Here is a 19,124-nt window from a genome sequence, read left to right on the forward strand (position 1 = left end):
GATGCTTTAGCGCTGTTTTCAAATAAGGATGCGAAAGATACGGTGATCATGCCGCCGTATGAAGAATTCATTAAGATGTTTAATCAAGCATTAGGCCAAATGCAAACCATCGCACCTGATACGGCGAGTGTTGATAGCCTTGAAGATGAAAACGCTGAACTTGAGTTTATTAAAGCATTTCGGGAGTTAATGCGTTTACGCAATGTGCTTTCTACCTTTGCTGACTTTAAATTTGATGATGTTTGTATTCAAGAACAAGAATACGAAGATTACAAAAGTAAGTACCTCGATTTACACGACAAGGTTAAAACCAATACAGCCCCTGAAAAAGAGTCGATATTAGAAGAGATTGACTTTGAACTTGAGCTGCTAGCGATGGATGAAGTGAATGTTGCTTACATCTTAAAGCTACTTAGCAAGCTTAAACAATCTGACTCTGACGAAGAATACCAACAGCAGTATAAATCACTAATGCAAACCATTGGTGGTGATCCTGAACTGCGTAGTAAGCAAGAACTGATAGATAAATTCATTCAAGAAAACCTGCCTGATGTGCAGTCAGCCGAAGAAGTTGATGATGCCTTTGCTGCCTACTGGGAAGTTGAAAAAGAAAAAGCCACCCAAGCAATGGCTGAAGAAGAGCACTTAATACCTGAAAACGTAAAAGAGCTTGTCGAACGTATGATATTCAGCAATCAAGAGCCACTGCGTGAAGACATAGTAGCCACAATGGAAAAACCACCTAGTGTATTACAGCGCAAGAAAGTAATACCAAGGTTAGCTGAAAAGCTCAAAGGCTTTGTTAATACGTTTTATGGAGGGATGTAGTGCTTAATAAAGAATATGTAACTAATTTGATAATCGAAACAATAAGGAAAATGTAAAGAATGGAACCAGTCACATTGGCAATTGGTGGAGCGTCTTATTATGTTGCCACCAAATTTGTAGACCAATTTATATCTCAGGAGGGGTATGGCTGGTTTAGAAAGCAGCTTTTTCCAAAACAAAGATATGTAGATAGGCTCTATCAGCTTATTGAAGAAACGGCTTCAGAGTTTGAAGTTGAATATCCAACGGATTCAGGCAAGGTTCCGTTCTATCAATCTCAGCCATTATTTGACGTGCTAAACGAATATATTTTGTTTAAAGAGTTTCCAGATAAAGCTGAGGTAGTGAATAAGTTTAGTGATTATCCTAGTGTACTTCCCCCAACTCAAAAACAACTTGAACGTTTTTATGCGATCCTTGCGCTAAAGATAAACGAGTGTGAAACATTAAAAAAACTCCATATCGAAGAGACTTATAAGGAAAAGATATTCGATATCAATGAAGAGCTGATTCAAATAAAACTTATATTACGTTCTATAGACGAGAAGCTCACGTTTCACCTAAACGATGATTGGTTAAATGAGAAAAATAGGCAGGCAATAGCTGACTTGGGTGGGCGCTACACACCTGAACTAAATTTAAAGCTAGAAATAGCAAAGATATTTGAGGGTCTTGGTAGGACTCAGAACTTTTCAGAACTCTTTTATTCACATATAGATGGCTTTCTGATTAAAGGAAACAAGCTCTGTACGTGCGATGAAATATCCTCACAGCTATCTGTAATATCTAAATCTTTAACGGAAATTATAACTTTATATCAAGCAATTGATTTTTCTAAATTAACTAAAATACCAACAGATGAGTTTTGTAAGAGTATTGCCTCCTGCAACAATGCAGTAGCAGAATCTGAATCGGTGCTGTGGAAACTGCGTGAAGAAGCAAAAGCAGCCGGAGAATCTAATGATTACAGTGACAAATACTCATCAATTTTAAGGGAACTTAGGGATTTTGATTATGAGTGTAACAAGTTAAGTACTTTCTTAAACTCCATAACAGTAAAATTGTCGAACAACCCATTTTTGCTTCTTGAAGGGGAAGCTGGCATTGGTAAGTCCCACTTACTTGCCGATGTCGTTGAAACAAGGATTAAAACTGGTTCTCCATCTCTTTTCTTATTAGGGCAACAGCTCACTTCTGATGAATCTCCTTGGGTACAAATTTTTAAAAGGTTACAGGTCGATACTACATCCGATGATTTTCTAGAAAAGCTTAATTTGTATGCTCAAAAAAATAATAAAAGGATTTTAATATTTATTGATGCGATCAATGAAGGGAACGGCAACAAGTTTTGGGATGACAATATAAATAGTTTCGTTGAAGAAATTAAACGATTTGATTGGCTTGGTTTAATAATGTCAGTCAGGTCAACGTATAAAAATATTACTATTTCTGATGAGAATGTATCACGCATTGATTTTGAAACTCATGAGCATATTGGTTTCAAGAACATTGAACTGAAAGCTGTTAATTTATTCTATGACAATTAAAATATAGAGAGGCCATCTTCACCTAACTTAAACCCAGAATTCAAAAATCCGTTATTTTTGAAATTACTATGCGAAGGGGTTAAGAAAAGTGGATTAAGTAAAGTTCCTGTGGGTTTTCATGGGATTTCTAAAATTCTCAGTTTCTTCATTACTGGTGTCAACAAGTCGCTTGCCTCTCCTAAAAAGTATAGTTTCGATTCCAGCTTTCCATTGGTTAATGATGCATTAAATGAACTAATCAAGCTTAAGGTGGGCTCAGGGGCTAAGAGTATACCTCTTAAAGATGCGCATGTTGCCGTCCAGTCCGTTGTTCAAGACTATGTTAACGATAAAACTTTTCTTAGCGCATTAATAGATGAAGGGTTGTTAACAAAAGGAATTACTCGAAACGACGAAAACGTTGTTGAAGAGGTAGTATATATATCTTTTGAAAGGTTTGATGACCATTTAACAGTAAACTACTTACTTGACGGCATTGAAAATATTGAAGATGAGTTTAAGACGGGAGGCCGTCTTAGAAGTTATTTTAAAGAAGAGTATGACTTTTACTACAACCAAGGAATTGTTGAGGCCCTTTCGATTCAATTACCTGAAAAATATAGAAAAGAACTCTACGAGTTATTGCCAGAGTTCAGTGAGCATGATTACTTAATAAATTCTTTTATTGATAGTTTAGTTTGGAGAGAAATTTCTGCGATAGATTTCGAAAAACTTAAACCGTTTATAAATGACAAGGTACTTCAGTTTAGGGGGACATTTAGCGACTTTTTAGAAATACTGATTTCAATTTCAGGTATTGAAGGGCACCCATTTAATGCGAATTTCTTACATGATTGGTTATCTAAGCACCCCTTACCAAACAGAGATGCATTTTGGACTACTCAATTAAAATATAAGTACAGTGAAGACTCTACATTCAGACATCTAATAGATTGGGCTTGGGATGACTTTGATAAGAGTTACATATCTGATGATTCAATCGAGTTAGTCGCTACTGCGCTGTGTTGGTTTTTAACTTCAAGCAATCGAGAGTTGAGGGATTGTTCAACTAAAGCATTAGTTAACTTGCTAGAAAATAGAATTCCAGTATTGGTTAGGATAATCAATAAATTTGATGCCGTAGATGATCCTTATGTTTGGGAGAGAGTGTTAGCTGTTGCCTTAGGTTGTGTCATGCGAACAAAGGAACATCATGAGCTAGGTGCTGTAGCTGAAATAGTTTATACAAAGGTCTTTGATACAGAGGATGTATATCCAAATATCCTCTTAAGAGACTACGCAAGAGAGATTATAGAGTATGTTTCACACCTTGGGTTGATAACAGAAAATATTGAAGTGTCCAAAACTAAGCCCCCATACAAAAGTGAATGGCCTGATGACATACCAACTAAAGATGAGCTGAAAAGTCTTTATGATAAGAAAGACTACTGGGACTTGTGGGGTTCAGTTATGGGGGGCGGTGACTTTTCTAGGTACACCATAGGCACTAACTTTAATCATTCAGATTGGTCCGGGTGTAGATTTGGCCAATCCCCTGTAAATAGAGAAGAAATCTTTAACAATTTTAAGAGCGATTTACCTGAAAAGCAGCTTGAATTATTTAATTCATTAGACCCTATTATTTATGCTGAAGACTCTGATGATTTGGTTATAGGTGAAACTATAATCCGTATGGGGAGTGCTATTGGCAGAAAAACAGAAGAAGTACTATCTGCGAATAAATTAGCTTTTAAAGAATCTTTATCATCAGAATGGCTAGCTCTTTATGAAAGAGATATAGAGCCATACCTTGATCACAATAACAACCTATTAGATACAGATGCTCATTTTGATCTTAGGCTCGCTGAATGTTTTATTTTTAATCGTGTAATAGAGTTAGGCTGGTCTCCAGATAAGCATGGGGATTTTGATAGAAGTATAGGCACAGGTAGAGGGCGGCATGAATCCCACCAAGAACGAATAGGTAAAAAATATCAATGGATCGCATTTCATGAATTTATAGCAAGGCTTTCTGATAATTACATCCGCTATGAGGGATACGGTGATGAACGAGAAGAGTCTCCTTATCTAGGTCCTTGGGAGCCCTATGAAAGGGATATAGATCCAACAATTTTGCTTAAAAATACAGGGGGTAAATGCATACCTATTGAAGAAAAATGGTGGGTTAGTAAAGAAGCTTTTGAGTGGGATTGTACTTTTGAAAATTGGGTAAAAGATACTTCTACGTTGGATAACCCGCAGGGGTTGATTGAAGTAAAAGATAATAATGGTGGTGTTTGGCTTGTTCTGGAAAGTTACCCGTCTTGGAAAGAGCCTAAAGAAGTAGGTAAGGAAGACTGGGGACATCCACGGAAAGAAGTTTGGTGTCATCTTAGAAGTTACTTAGTTAAGTCATCTGAATATGAACATTTTAAAAACTGGGCTGAAAGCCAACATTATATGGGGCGATGGATGCCTGAAAGCACTGATAGATATCAGTTATTTAATAGGGAGTATTACTGGTCAGAGGCTTTTAAATTCTTTAAATCTGATTACTATAGTGGCTCGGACTGGGTAACAGTTACAGACAAAAAGACAAGGACTGAGATTGCTGATGTTGGTGTTACTACTATCGGTTATCGTTGGGAAGAAGAGTTCGATCAATCAAAGGCCGAAACTTTAAGTTTTCTTAAGCCAAGTTCTCTAATTTTTGACAATATGAAATTAAAACATGGTTCTCAAGAAGGTAGTTATATCGATGAGGCTAATAATATTGTTTGTTTCGCAGCTGAAGCTTTAAACGATACAAAAGCACATTTATTAGTTAAAAAAGAACCATTTTTAAAGATGCTAAAGGATAATGATTTGGAGGTTGTTTGGACCTTATTAGGTGAAAAAGGCGTGATTGGTGGCGCTCTTACTTCGAATCATCGCTATGGCCGCGTGGAGTTTAGTGGCTCTTTTCACATTGATGAAGGTAAAATAGAAGGAAAGCATAAGGTTTTCTCTACTAAATAAAATCTTGTCAATCTATTAGTAATTAGTTTGGCAGATATGGCAGCCAGTGACCACAAACACGAAGCGAAAGCCCCTTTAAAATTTAAAGAGACTTTTTAAGTAACGAATATGCTGTGGATGCTTCGGTACTTATGGAGACTTTTAACAGGGGTTATCTTTAGATATTGTGAAGCACTTAGTCCAGCAATTCGCTTAGGATTTGAAACACCGGAAAGCTTGAATTTTCCTTTGCTAATCCCCAAATACTTTCGAGAGTAGGCATGCTCCATGCTTTTTCTCCTGTATAAATAACTTAGAATATAATAAAAATTAAGGGTTTAAGTTGGCTGTTAAATTTGAAGGGACAATACCCGTAGATAAATATTTAGATAAAATTATCAATGTAATGTTTGGGACGTTATCAAGCAGGTTAATCGTTACGGGATTGGGCTTCCTAACGTTTGGGTTTTGGGATGTAATTGTTTTTGGTTGGGAAACAAAAGTTCTTAATAGAGATGTCGCCCCACCAGGTGAAGATATGGGTTGGTCAGAGTGGTTAGGGCTAGCATTGTTGGTGTTAGGTATAGCGATGTCTGTAACTAAAAGTATTATTTCATTTTTTGTATCTAGAGCTGATGATTTAGCTGAACAAAAAATAAAACTCCTGGAAGGCTACCATCTCTTGTCTCCAGTAAGATTACAACATGAGTTATGGAAAGTTTACAAAATACGTAATGCTGATACGGACGTATCTAAGAGAGTTTTAGATCACCCAACGAACAAAATGGGGGTTATGGACTTGTTTAAAAAGTGTCACTTAGACGTGGAATGCAATGATAACAATTGGATATGTTTGAAAGGATGGGCATTTAAGCATAGATTCTGGGCAGGCTTTTTGTTTTTTATTGCTATCTTATTTTTACTTGGTTCGACTCTCATTTTGGCTAGTTTAGAATATGCTGCTCCAGGAATTTCATCCTCAGGACCATATGCATACGAGGCATTTTTGGGATTATCTTTACTTATTCTTATCAGTAATTGCTATATTTTTAGCGATTTAACTAAGATGGGAACGGCTATTAACTTAGTAGAAAATTACACTCCTTAATCATATCGATTAAGACGAGGCTGTAATGGCAGCCTGTGACCACAAAAACTAAGCGAAAGCCCATTATTAAAATTTAAAAAGACTTCTTAAGTAACGAATATGCTGTGGATGCTTCGGTACTTATGGAGACTTTTAGTGCCTGAAGAAAAATCACAATATGAAAAAATACTTAAACGACAAGCTCGCCGTTTAGCTAATTTTACTGAATGCAAATTGAATCAGGCACAAAGAACCATTGCGATTGATTTTTATGGGTATAAGTCCTTAAAGGACTTAAAACTGAGCTTGGAAAATGGCGCAGCTCAACGAGATACAATAAACCTATTAGAATTCTCAGCATCACCTGGGTGTTTAATTAGCCTTCAGCGTAATTGGGAAAAAATTAATGCTGCCTTTGATGAAGTTGAGTACCTTGCAAACTTTGATCGCATAGAGGTCATAGCTTGTATCTTAAATATGCCTAAAGACGAATTTGAAAGTGCCATTAATCAAAATTAAATTATCAAAAGCATTTTCTTAAAAAACGGTATAGAATTAAAGCAAGGCTGTCGGGCAGCCTGCGCCTACTTTAAAAAGCGGCAAAGTCGATGCACCCGAACAATTTATAATATTTAAAATGAGTAAGCGTTTAGTAGGCCTTATTTATTGAGGATTATTATGAATTGCCCTGTCTGTAATTTCACTAATGCGCCCAACATCATCAAAGAAAAATTCAAATATGTCTTTGAAAGTGTGGACTCATATTTCTTACAAAATTTTCAAGAAGCGGAAAGTGACCCAAGTTTAGATTCAAAACTATATGGTGTCGTATTTTGCCTGAATAAGTTTTACTTTTCTTATAGAAACGAGTCGATTAAAGACATATCTATTGATACTGGGATTTGTTGCTCTTGTGTTATCGATGCAATAGCTTCTTTGGAGGACTCGCCTGAGCAATGTAGACGTAAGATCATGTCTTATCATAAGTTCGAAACGGTTCCTATTCACCACTTTCCTTTGCCGTACTTAAATATTAAAAGTAATTTAGATAATCTAAGAGCCAATGCATTATTAGAAGCTTATGATTTTAACAATTGCAGTACCGTGGAAGAGCTAATATCGGATACTGATATTAGTATTGAACAATTTCATTTTTTGATGGATAAGTATTTTAAAATTGATATGGAATTACTTGATGAATTACCTAGAGATGATATTTTTTATATATTGACTAATAAGATGCAGAATTCTGATTTAGGAAGTGACTATAGGGAAAAACGAGTATTGTTTTATCACTATGATGTTTGTCAGTCAGCAGGGGCTACTTGGTAAAATTAGTGCATAGATCTTCTATAAAAACTGTAAAAATAAAAGATGATTTTTGGCATTAATACTTATTTTTCATCCTTTAATTTACGGAAATTTATAAAGTGTAAAATTAAGATGGCAATGAAAAAACTATTTTTTATTAAAAAGTCAGATAATTTAAAGGTTATGACTCACGCAGTCACTCACTCACTCGCTTTTTCATGGAAAAGTTACGTATACTTCCATTTTAAGAAAGGTATAACTTAGAACTGTTAATTTAAATGGTAAATTACAGTTATTAAATTAAAAACCCAGCACTTTTGCTGGGTTTTTGTTTTTATACGCGATTATTACTTAGTTATGTTAGCTCATCAGGACCAACGCGTACCACTAGCTTGCCAAAGTTCTTACCTTCTAGTAAGCCAATAAATGACGATACACTATTTTCTAAGCCTTCTATCCTGTGCTCTTTGTATTGGATCTTTCCTTCACCAAGCCATGTCATCATTGCTTGGTTAAATTCACCATAACGGTGGCCATAGTCATCAAATACGATGAAACCTTGCATTTTCGCTCGCTTAACTAATAGTGTGCCCATTAATAAAGACAAACGATCAGGCCCGTCAGGTAATTCAGTGGCATTATATTGTGAAATAAGACCGCATACAGGAATACGTGACTTAGGATTAAGTAGCGGTAATACGGCATCAAAGACTTTGCCGCCAACATTTTCAAAATAAACATCGATACCATCAGTACAAGTTTTTGCCAGTAGGGCAGCTAACTGATCACTGTGGTGATCTAAACAAGCATCAAAACCAAGGGTATCAACGGCATATTGGCACTTTTCTGCCCCACCAGCTATACCAATGACCTTGCAACCTTGTATTTTAGCAATTTGTCCGACTAAGCTACCCACGGCACCTGTTGCAGCTGCGACGACAACGGTCTCTCCAGCTTTTGGTTGGCCAATATCTAACAACCCCATATAAGCAGTTAACCCTGGCATACCGAGAACGCCGAGTGCATAAGATGGCTTTGCAATATTTTTACCCAGCTTAAGCAAGTCAATACCATTTGATATGCTGTAATCTTGCCAACCGCCAAAAGCAACAACCCAATCCCCTACTTGGTAATCAGCGTGCTTTGACTCTTCCACTCGACAAACGCTGCCACCTACCATTACTTCATTTAATGCCATGGGTTCAGCGTAAGATTTTGCATCATTCATGCGACCCCTCATATAGGGATCTAATGAAAGGTAAACAGTACGTAATAATACTTCACCTTGTTGCGGGCTGGGTTTGGTTGTTTGTGTTAGTTTAAAATTGTCTTGGTTTGGCGCGCCAAAAGGGCGTGAAGCTAATAATACTTGTCGATTTACTTGGCTGTTTTGATTCATCAATAATTCTCTTTTTTAAGAGGTAAATAAAAGTTATGTTATCAATAAGCAAGCACTAACATTTAATAAGTGAAATTTCTTTCAATAAATTCAGTGCTGAGCAGGCGTCATTAATTGTTCATTTGTCTCATTAATTTTTCAGCGACTAAGATTGAGCTAGCTGGGTTTTGTCCTGAAATAAATAATCCGTCTTGCACAGCAAAGGCATGCCAATCTTCAACTTTTTGGTAATCAGCACCACGTTTAATTAGTTCATCTTCGAGTAAAAAAGGCACAACGTCGGTTAACTGGACTGCTTCTTCTTCAGTATTGGTAAAACCTGAAATCGCCTTACCTTTTACCGCATATTGGCCATTGTTATCTTTAACGTTTAAAAACGCGGCACTGGCATGACAAACCGCTGCTACAGGTTTATTGGCACCAATAAACTGTTCAATGAGTTCAATAGAATTAGCATTGTCTGTTAAGTCCCATAGCGGGCCATGTCCGCCAGGGTAAAATACCGCATCAAAATCGTCACTATTAATTTGTGCTAATACCTGGGTATTGGCGATAAGATTTTGACTTTCAGCATCGTCGAAATAACGCTTGGTTGCTGTTGTTTGAAAATCATCTAGTTCACTGGTTGGATCGATTGGCGCTTGTCCTCCGGCTGGAGAAGCTAAGGTAACGTTTATGCCTGCGTCTTTAAAAGCGTAATAAGGCGCTGCAAACTCTTCTACCCAAAAGCCTGTTTTCTTGCCTGTGTTACCTAATTCTGTGTGTGACGTTAATACCATTAAGATGTTTTTAGTTTGCATTTTAAGCCTCAATATTTTAATTATTGCCAAGGGTGTTTCATTGGTGATAAGTGTAGTTTAGTAAAGTTAAGCTAACAATGCAGATTAAATAGACTTCTTTGTATCAATAAATGATACAATAAAAATGTGATTATCTTGATAGGTTAACCATGAATATTTCATTTGAACAATTAAAAAGTATGGTTGTTTTTGCACAAGTGATTGAGCAGGGCACGCTCAGCGGTGCTGCCAAGCAAATTGGGCTATCTCGTGCTGTGGTGAGTTACCATATAAAAAAGCTAGAGGATCAATTAGGCATTAAACTACTGAACCGCTCCACTCGCACGATTTCAGCTACCGAAGCAGGGCTGGACTATTATCAATATTGCCGTGTTATCGCCGAGCAAGCATCAGCGGCTAACCGTCAGATTGAAAATCTTAAGCATGAGCCTGAAGGGTTATTAAAAATAACCTGCCCTGTTAATGTTGGTTTGCAAACTATCGTTCCAGCGCTTAATGAGTTTCGTACCATTTATCCCAAGATTGAACTTGATGTCATGCTCACCGATGAAGTAGTAAACATAATTAAAGAGGGTATAGATTTAGCTATTCGTGGTGCGCCTTTAGCTGATTCCGGACTACAAGCAGCAAAATTATCAACGCTTAGTACCTGCCTTTGTGGCTCTCCCGCATACTTTGAAAAGTTCGGTTTTCCTCAACATCCAACGGAGCTGAATAAACATCAATGGGTGTTATATAAGTTAACTGCCGGATCTCTTGAGCTGACAAAAGGTAGTCGCTCTTTTAGTATTGAAATGAAGGGCACAATCAGCACAAATAATGCGGCTGCAAGAACTGCTTTTGTTGAAGGTGGTCATGGTCTAGGGCGTATACCGGTTTATGATGCAAAACCTAGAATTAAAGCAGGACAATTGCTCTCAGTACTCGATGATTACAATATGAGAGATATTCATGTCTACGGTGTCTTTCCTCCCGGTAATGCTGAGTCGAAGAAATTACGCCTGTTAATTGACTTTTTAAAAGCCTATTTTATTAAAAATCAATGAGTAGGATAGGGTTTTCTTCATTAGCAATTTACTAAGGTATCAAACTGACTTAACCCACGACGCTAAAGGCTAAGCCCCCCACTTGATTTTGAATTTTGTGTGTTATCCTGTTAGTTAGATACCGCTTTATCATCTATAGAACTCTTCAGTTAAACCTTGCTTGGCACTAAAGTACCATACAGAGCTACAAGGCATTACGCCATTATTGTCATACGACAAAACCTGAAGATTAATACAATGTTAGATAAAATAAAACCGCTGTTGTGGGCGCTTCTATATGGATTTAGCTGCTCAGCCCTTGCTACCTCACAACCGTTAGCAACATTTCAACCTTTCACGCATTTCGGTGATAACCCCGGTGATTTAACCGCAAGTTACTTTCAACCGACAAAGCAAACTAATTCTCTTGTCGTCTTTCTACATGGATGTGTTCAGCAAGGCGAAACCCTAGCTCAACAAAGTGGCTTTGTTGAGCTTGCCAAGCAACATAACTTTACTCTGTTAGTGCCACAGCAAAGTAAAAAAAATAATGTTACTTCCTGTTTTAACTGGTTCTCAGAGCAAGATAGTGAAAAGGATCAAGGGGAAGTGCTATCGATCAAAAATATGATCTTAGCACTTAAGGCACAATCAAAATTCGAGCAGGTATATATTGCCGGTCTTTCTGCTGGCGGTGCGATGACCAGTGCAATGTTAGTTCATTATCCTGAATTATTCACTGCTGGTGCCGTTATTGCGGGTCTCCCTTACCCTTGTGCGAATAATTTAGCTAAAGCAATCTCCTGTATGAGAAACGGACCTTCACAGTCATCAAAAGAACTTGCTAGCTTAGCGAGACAGGGTAATGAAACTGTTAAAAAATGGCCGAGGCTTATTGTCATTACGGGTAGTAAAGATACAGTAGTTAACCCCAAGAATTCGCAAAAATTGGCTTCACAGTGGTCAGCGCTGTCAGAAACGTCATTGAAACAAAGTAAAACCTCAACAGCAGATTATCAACAAACGCTTTGGCAAAATAAAGCGGATCCAGTGCAAGTTAAGCTTGTTGAAATTAATGAAATTGGGCACGGTTTAAGTGTTAATTCTAGTTACAAGAATAGAGATGCCAGCGCAGATTTTATCTACGAATCTTCGCTAGATAGCGTGATGAATATTGTTGATTTCTGGATGGAAATCCAAGAAAGTCGATAATATTCAGTAGCTAAGCTCTATGGTACTATAGTACAAATTAACTTTGTCTAATTTTGTTATAGAGTTTAAATATCAGTAAAAAACATCAAAAACAACCTTAAAACAACTGATCAATAAATTATAATAAGGCACTACTATGAAACGCTATAACAAAAAACTAAGTTACCTCGCTTTAGCTATTGCCAGCGCGTTAACCACTAACATTGCTCTTGCAGAAGAAGCAAATGAAGTAGCAAACGCACAAGATAACTCTGGTCTTGAACGCATTGAAGTTACCGCACGTAAAACTGCTGAAAGCTTACAAAATGTTCCGGTGGCAGTAACCTCCATAGGGGCAGAACAGCTTGACCAAAATGGCATAAGTGTCATGATTGAAGTGCAGCAATTCTCGCCAAACACTACTTTGCAAAGTAGCCGTGGTACTAATTCAACATTGACTGCCTTTATTCGCGGTGTAGGACAAGATGACCCTTTATGGGGCTACGAGCCGGGCGTTGGTATTTATGTTGATGATGTTTATATTGCCCGTCCACAAGGAGCCGTGCTTGATATTCTTGATGTTGAACGTATTGAAGTACTGCGTGGCCCGCAAGGTAGCCTGTACGGTAAAAATACGATTGGCGGCGCAATTAAATATGTTACCAAAAAGATGTCAGGAGATACTGAGTTTGACCTAGAAGCGACCTTTGGTAATTACGCTCGTCAAGATTATAAAGTAGCGGCTAAGATTCCTGTTGTTGAAGATAAATTATATTTTGGTTTTGCGTTAGCGAGTTTAACTCGTGATGGTTACGGTGAGTTTTTACAATCTGATTTGCCTGGACAAGATTTAGAAAACTATAACAAAGATGTTTTTGCTGGCCGAGCCACTATTGAGTTTACCCCGACGGATGATTGGTTCTTCCGTTTTAATTACGATAATACTCAAGATGATTCTAATGCCAAAGGGGGCTACCGTTTATTGCCAAGTATAGTAACTGAAGCGCCAGTACCCGACAGTGTCTATGACTCTTATACCAGTATGCCAACGTGGAATAGCGTAGAATCCGAAGGCATGAGTTTAACCGCTGAGTATTACATTAATGATTTTTGGTCTTTAAAATCAGTCACGGCTAGCAGAAGTAATTATTCAAAAACTAATATAGATTTTGACAATACAGCAGAACGTATTTTTGATGTCCCCGCCATTTATGATGATGAGCAGTTTTCACAAGAGTTCCAATTAAATTATGATTCTGACAATTTAAGTGTGGTGTCTGGTTTGTATTATTTTGATGGTGAGTCTTGCGGCCATTTTGACGCCATATTAGAACACTTAGGTACGGTGTTAGGTGCTGCTGGATTAACGCGTGAAGTGACTGGTTGTAATAATAGTGAGAGTTATGCTGTTTACGCGCAAGGCTCTTATAACGTCACCGAAAAACTCTCTTTTACTTTAGGAGCACGTTATACCCAAGAGGAAAAAGATGCGGTAGTTAATAATGGTGTTGTTTTTGAAACCGTCTACCCTGAGAGCGGTTGGGTACCAGGTTATGAACGTGGTGATGTTGCATTCCCAGAAGTATTAAACGACAGTGAAGATTGGTCACGTTTTTCACCGCGTGCAGGTGTTGAATATCAGTACAGCGATGACATGATGTTTTTTGCTAGTTATTCACAAGGTTTTAAATCAGGCACCTTTAACCCAAGAGCGAGTGGCCCTGAGCCAGCGGTTGACCCTGAAATTGTTGACTCTTATGAAGTGGGAGTAAAAAGTGAATGGAATGATAACCTACGTGTGAATGCCACCATATTTTATCTTGACCATCAAGACAGACAATTTGTGACTGTTTTACCTGTTGAAGGTGGTGATGGCAGTGAATTAAGCCAGCGTTTAGGCAATATTGGTCAATCAACTGCCTCCGGCCTTGAACTCGAAGTCAATTATGCCGCAACGGATAACCTTAACTTGTTTGCAACATTAGGATTAATTGATTCTTCTTTTGAAGAAGTGAACTCCTTTGATAGTGATGGTAATCCAATTGATATTACTGATAGCTTTACTATTACTAATACCCCAGAAACAACAGCTAATGTAGGCTTTAGCTATGATATTGAAAGCTCAATAGGTGGTTTTGTTGTTAATGGTAACTACTATTACCGCAGCGAGTATGATTTAAACGTAACGGATAATTTATTAAGCCAAGACGGTTATGGTTTACTCAATGTTGGGGTTAACTGGTACAGTAATGAAGGCGACTGGACTGCGGCGCTGCACTTTAAGAATATTACCGATGAAGAATATCTTGTCGGTAACTACGCTTTCTTAGGTGAGCAAAATCCAGATGGCAGCTATCAACCAGGTTTAGGTGGAGATACTACGCTAATTGGTTACTATGGCGACCCAGCAACGGTATCATTCACCATAGGTTACCAGTTCTAATTTAACCTTTAAAAAGAGTTTTTTAGAAAAGTTATCTTAAAAAAGAGCTGGCACTTGTCAGCTCTTTTTTTCATACTGGATTAAGAATTATGTAGGAGTGTTAAATGTCACAAGCAAAAGTAATTATTGCCGATGATCATCCATTATTTCGTACGGCACTTAAGCAGGCAATCATCGAATGTATTGATGATGCTGGCACGTTAGAAGCTGACAATTTTAGTGAGTTATTAATTGCTATTGAAGCTACGCCAAGTTTAGAAATCGTTTTTCTCGATTTGCATATGCCAGGAAATGATGGTTTTACCGGATTGACTCAGTTGCAGAACCACTACCCTGATTTAGTGGTCATTATGGTATCTTCTGATGATAATGAAGAGACTATGCAAAAAGCAATTAACTTTGGTGCGGCGGCATTTATTCCTAAATCTGCTGACTTAACTACTATTGCACGTGCCATTGATACAGTATTAACAGGTGATGTTTGGTTACCTGAGTTGATAGAAAAACATGATGGTCAACAAACAGCACTAGCTCATCAAAAACTCGCTAAACAACTTGGTCAATTAACGCCACAACAATATATTGTGCTTACTCAAATTGCTGATGGTCAACTTAACAAGCAGATTGCTTACGATCTCAACATTAAAGAAACCACAGTGAAAAAACATGTCTCCGCAATTTTGGAAAAACTAGAAGTGAATAATAGAACGTTAGCTGGGCTAGCCTACCAGCAGCTAATGTTAGCACCAACTGAGAATGAAAGTAGTACAGTGTAGCGCTTGTTTATTGGGTAATCATTTGCCTGATCAAACGCTTCAATGCTAATGCTTTTACCGGCTTTCGTAAAAATAGGAAGTTTGCATCACTGGTATGTTGCCTTACCTGCTCTGATGGATCTGCTGAGCAAATAACACAAGGGCTTTGCCAATGCTCATTGCGTAACAAATGCGTTACTAAATCAACGCCATTGTTATCATTATCGAGATGATAATCAGCAATGATAAAATGCGCGGGTTGCTGCATTTTACTGACAACCTTAGCGAGTGATGCTTGGTCTTTCGCGGTATACACCAGACAACCCCATTCAAGTAATTGCGAAGATATCGCCGTCAACATTAAGGCATCATTATCAATAACTAATACGGACATATTGGTAAACCCTTCATTGACACTAGTGTTACTCTGAGTGTTATGGTTTGCCGTTATTGTCGATACTTTGTCCGATGCCGTAGATGATGTTCTATTCGGCATTTCGTTAGATAAGTTGTTTGGGAGATTGACCGTGTTTTGCTCAATTCTAGGCAACTCAAGCATAAAACAAGTGCCTTTTCCTACCGTCGATTTAAGTGATATTTTTAAATCGAGCAGTGAAGCCATGCGTTCTGCAATGGCCAAGCCTAAACCAAGGCCTGGTATTTCGCGGTTTTGCTCTAATCGTTCAAATTCTTGAAAAATACTCAGCTGTTTCTCTGGTGCTATTCCAGGTCCGTTATCCCATACTTCGATGCGAATGGTGTCTTTTTTGTGACGAACACCCAATACTATTTTATTCGCCATGCCTGCTTTACCACCTGTTTTATCGCGGCAATAATGTACTGCGTTTGATAAAAAATTTTGTAGAATTCTACGTAACATACGTTTATCAGAATTTACCCATGCTGAACTAGGCTGGTAACTAAAACTAATATCTTCTTGTTGGGCTAAAACGGTAAATTCATTCTTTAACGGTATTAATAACTCATCTAAAGCAAAGTGATTTTTTTCAATAACATCTAGATTATTATCGAGTCGTGATATTTCGACTAGATCAGACAGTAGCGCTTCAACAACATTCAGTGAATCGTCAATATTATTAGCCAACTGCGCTAACTCGTCATTTTCGACTTTCTTTTTTAACATAGAAGTAAATAGTGATAATGCATTGAAAGGTTGCATTAAATCATGACTAGCGGCAGCTAAAAAACGAGTTTTACTGCTATTGGCTGCTTCAGCCTCTGCCTTGGCATATCTTAGTTCTTGCGTTCTTTCTTCAACACGCTTTTCCAAACTTTCATTGGCTTTTTGTAAAGCTTTTTCTGCTTCAATATGAGCGGTAATGTCAGAAAAAGTACTGACAAAGCCGCCACCAGGCATTGATTGTCCCCTAATTTCTAGCACTATGCCATTAGGCATAGAGCGCTGAAAGTAATGGTTATGCCCCATGCGCATATGTTCAATACGTCGAGTAATTAACTCTTCGCCTTCAACATGGCTATTAGTAATCTCACTGCTACCTGCACCGGTAATTATGCCTTTGGCAATGTTATAACGTAATAACTCTTCAATAGGTTTACCTGCGCAAACAAAGCCTTCTGGGTAATCAAGTAACTGAATATAACGCTGATTCCAAGCAACCAAGCGCATATCAGCGTCAATGACACTGATACCTTGTTCGATATTCTCCACCCCTGATTGCAATAATTCTCGGTTAAATCGAAACATTTGATTTGCTTCATCGACAATGCTTACAACATCTTCTAGCGGCATATCTTGAGACGTTGAGGCTGCTTTCATTACCATGCGCGTTGAAGCGGATCCTAGTACGCCAGAAAGCTGTAACCGCGTATATTCGACATTTTTTTCACTTTTTCCACTACTCTTAGCAAAGTTAAGTAGTGCGTCAGCGGCAGGTTTATCAATAAAGCGTACTAATAGACTATATAAATCATCGAGAGATAAGTGCCGTTCAAATTGATTTTGACTTTTATTGACAAAATACTCGGCTTGTAATTTTTCACCGACACTGCGTTGGCTAATTAATGAAACAACAACATAACAGAGAATGTTGAATAGCAAACTGTAAAAAACCCCATGGCTAGTGCTATCTAAGAAATCAACGCCAAAGAGTGCCGTAGGCTTTAACCAAGGTATTTGCCACAAGCCTGTTTCAACCCATTGGCTTGTAGGAGTTAATGCTGGTAATAATAGGGTATAGAGCCAAAGGGTACTGCCGACAACTAAGCCCGTCAGTGCAGCCTTTGCATTAGCCTTACGCCAATATAAAGCACCAATGGTAGCTGGGGCAAATTGTGAGAGTAAAACAAAGGACAATAAGCCAATAGTGGCAAGGTGATTTTGCTGAGCAATGATGCGCTCGAAAATAAAGGCGAGCAGCAAAATTATCGCGATAGAACCACGGCGTAGATTTAGCAATAGTCCTGACATTTGTTGTTTTTGCTTGGTGTTAAAGAGTCTAAACTTTAATACTAGTGGCGTTAATACTTCAGTAGAGACCATAGTGCTCAAAACAATTGCTGCCACGATAACCATGCTGGTTGCGGCCGCTAAGCCACCAATATACACCGTAATACCAAGCCAAGCTTGCTGGTAAAAAAGCGGCAGAGTTAACACATAAGTATCAGCATCGACACTGCCACCAGGGAAGGTCAACTGTCCTGCAATAGCGATAGGTAAAATAAAAACATTAATGAGTAATAAATATAAAGGAAAAAGCCAACGGGCAGTTTTTAACTCTTGTTGATGATGATTTTCAATCATCATCATGTGGAACTGTTGAGGCAAGATAAATATGGTAATCGCTCCTAAAACTGCTTGTGCTACAGCAAGGTAAACAGAATTAGTGCCGGTAATTGAATTGCTATTTTGACCTTGGTTGATTAAGTCGGAAAAACCATCAAAGATATAGAAAGTGGCAAAAATACCGACCGCAGTTAAGGCAAATAATTTGATGACAGAGCTAAAAGCAATTGCCAATACTAAACCTTGATTTTGTTTATTAGCGGCTATTTGGCGAGTGCCAAATAAAATACTGAATATGATAAGCACAATAGTCACCACAAAAGCGGTGCTAATACCTGATTGGTAAGTACCGGTTAACAGGTCAAAACTTGTACTGATGGCGCGCAGCTGAAGTGCGATATAAGGAATGATACCTGTTAGCGCAACAAGGGTTACCAAGGCGGCAACTTTGGGTGAGCGGTCGTAGCGAAAGGCAATAAAGTCGGCGATAGAAGTCAAATTTTGCTGTTTGACGATCAATAGAATTTTATGAAGCATTGGCCATGCTAGTACTAAACAAAGGATAGAGCCGATATAAATTGGCGCAAGCCATGCACCTGTTGTTGCTGCTTGTCCTACGGTGCCGTAAAAAGCCCATGAGCTACAGCTAACCCCTAACGATAAACTATAAACCCAGGGCTTACAGCTCCAGTTTTCAGAGGCTTGATTTTGTCCCCAGTGGGCAACAATAAAAAGTACTGCCAAATAAGTAATGGACAGTATTGTAATGAGCCAAGTATCAAGTGAAAGCCAAACTAACAAGTACTGTCCTTTATGGTGTGAGCTGTCTCAAAAAATAATGTACAAAGCGATTAACTCACTTAAGTTAGCGATTAGTATGAATATATATAACACTATGGCCAGCATAACATGCTCTATCAAACAAGGTAGTGAACTAAGGTAGTAGTTATTTGCTCGCAGCCATACGCTAATCTAAAGGTAAATATTCCCCTTGATTA

General features: G+C 38.1%; 13 protein-coding genes. 10 read left to right on the top strand and 3 right to left on the bottom strand.

Annotated elements, in window-relative coordinates; genetic code table 11:
• The first annotated feature begins 48 nt into the window (after nt 1-48).
• The 6 genes from ND2E_RS23675 (at nt 49) to ND2E_RS02975 (ending at nt 7,770) form a co-directional block, all read left to right on the top strand.
• On the top strand, nt 49-828 hold the full coding sequence (locus ND2E_RS23675) for a type I restriction endonuclease subunit R, EcoR124 family (RefSeq protein ID WP_223303710.1): 780 nt from the start codon (nt 49-51) through the stop codon (nt 826-828).
• A gap of 59 nt (nt 829-887) precedes the next feature.
• Entirely contained in the window at nt 888-2,375 is a 1,488-nt protein-coding gene (locus ND2E_RS23415; protein WP_223303693.1) for an ATP-binding protein, read from the top strand.
• Nucleotides 2,376-2,378: 3 nt separating this feature from the next.
• Entirely contained in the window at nt 2,379-5,372 is a 2,994-nt protein-coding gene (gene avs2 / locus ND2E_RS22275; RefSeq protein ID WP_317628138.1) for an AVAST type 2 anti-phage system protein Avs2, read from the top strand.
• Nucleotides 5,373-5,694: 322 nt separating this feature from the next.
• On the top strand, nt 5,695-6,459 hold the full coding sequence (locus ND2E_RS02985; protein ID WP_033095464.1) for a hypothetical protein: 765 nt from the start codon (nt 5,695-5,697) through the stop codon (nt 6,457-6,459).
• 135 nt (nt 6,460-6,594) lie between these two features.
• A complete protein-coding gene (locus ND2E_RS02980; RefSeq protein WP_033095465.1) occupies nt 6,595-6,957 on the top strand; it encodes a hypothetical protein in 363 nt (120 codons plus the stop codon).
• Between the two features lie 159 nt (nt 6,958-7,116).
• Complete coding sequence (locus tag ND2E_RS02975; RefSeq protein ID WP_033095466.1) at nt 7,117-7,770, top strand: hypothetical protein; 654 nt, start codon at nt 7,117-7,119, stop codon at nt 7,768-7,770.
• Between the two features lie 334 nt (nt 7,771-8,104).
• Here the strand turns inward: ND2E_RS02975 and ND2E_RS02970 are convergent, their stop codons facing one another.
• On the bottom strand, nt 8,105-9,148 hold the full coding sequence (locus tag ND2E_RS02970; protein WP_033095467.1) for an NADP-dependent oxidoreductase: 1,044 nt from the start codon (nt 9,146-9,148) through the stop codon (nt 8,105-8,107).
• Between the two features lie 110 nt (nt 9,149-9,258).
• Entirely contained in the window at nt 9,259-9,948 is a 690-nt protein-coding gene (locus ND2E_RS02965; protein ID WP_033095468.1) for a type 1 glutamine amidotransferase domain-containing protein, read from the bottom strand.
• 149 nt (nt 9,949-10,097) lie between these two features.
• On the opposite strand from ND2E_RS02965, the gene ND2E_RS02960 reads away from it, so the two are divergent.
• The 4 genes from ND2E_RS02960 (at nt 10,098) to ND2E_RS02945 (ending at nt 15,383) form a co-directional block, all read left to right on the top strand.
• Entirely contained in the window at nt 10,098-10,994 is an 897-nt protein-coding gene (locus tag ND2E_RS02960) for a LysR family transcriptional regulator (protein ID WP_033095469.1), read from the top strand.
• A 237-nt stretch (nt 10,995-11,231) separates the two neighbouring features.
• Nucleotides 11,232-12,185 (top strand): extracellular catalytic domain type 1 short-chain-length polyhydroxyalkanoate depolymerase, encoded by a 954-nt coding sequence (locus tag ND2E_RS02955; RefSeq protein ID WP_033095470.1) that lies wholly within the window; start codon nt 11,232-11,234, stop codon nt 12,183-12,185.
• 136 nt (nt 12,186-12,321) lie between these two features.
• Nucleotides 12,322-14,607, top strand: a complete 2,286-nt coding sequence (locus ND2E_RS02950; RefSeq protein ID WP_033095471.1) for a TonB-dependent receptor — start codon at nt 12,322-12,324, stop codon at nt 14,605-14,607.
• Nucleotides 14,608-14,711: 104 nt separating this feature from the next.
• Nucleotides 14,712-15,383, top strand: coding sequence for a response regulator transcription factor (locus ND2E_RS02945; protein ID WP_033095472.1), 672 nt, complete (start codon nt 14,712-14,714; stop codon nt 15,381-15,383).
• A gap of 7 nt (nt 15,384-15,390) precedes the next feature.
• Here the strand turns inward: ND2E_RS02945 and ND2E_RS02940 are convergent, their stop codons facing one another.
• Nucleotides 15,391-18,927, bottom strand: coding sequence for a PAS domain-containing hybrid sensor histidine kinase/response regulator (locus ND2E_RS02940; protein ID WP_033095473.1), 3,537 nt, complete (start codon nt 18,925-18,927; stop codon nt 15,391-15,393).
• Nucleotides 18,928-19,124 lie beyond the last annotated feature (197 nt).

This window comes from Colwellia psychrerythraea (assembly GCF_000764225.1).
Lineage (GTDB): Bacteria > Pseudomonadota > Gammaproteobacteria > Enterobacterales > Alteromonadaceae > Colwellia > Colwellia psychrerythraea_D.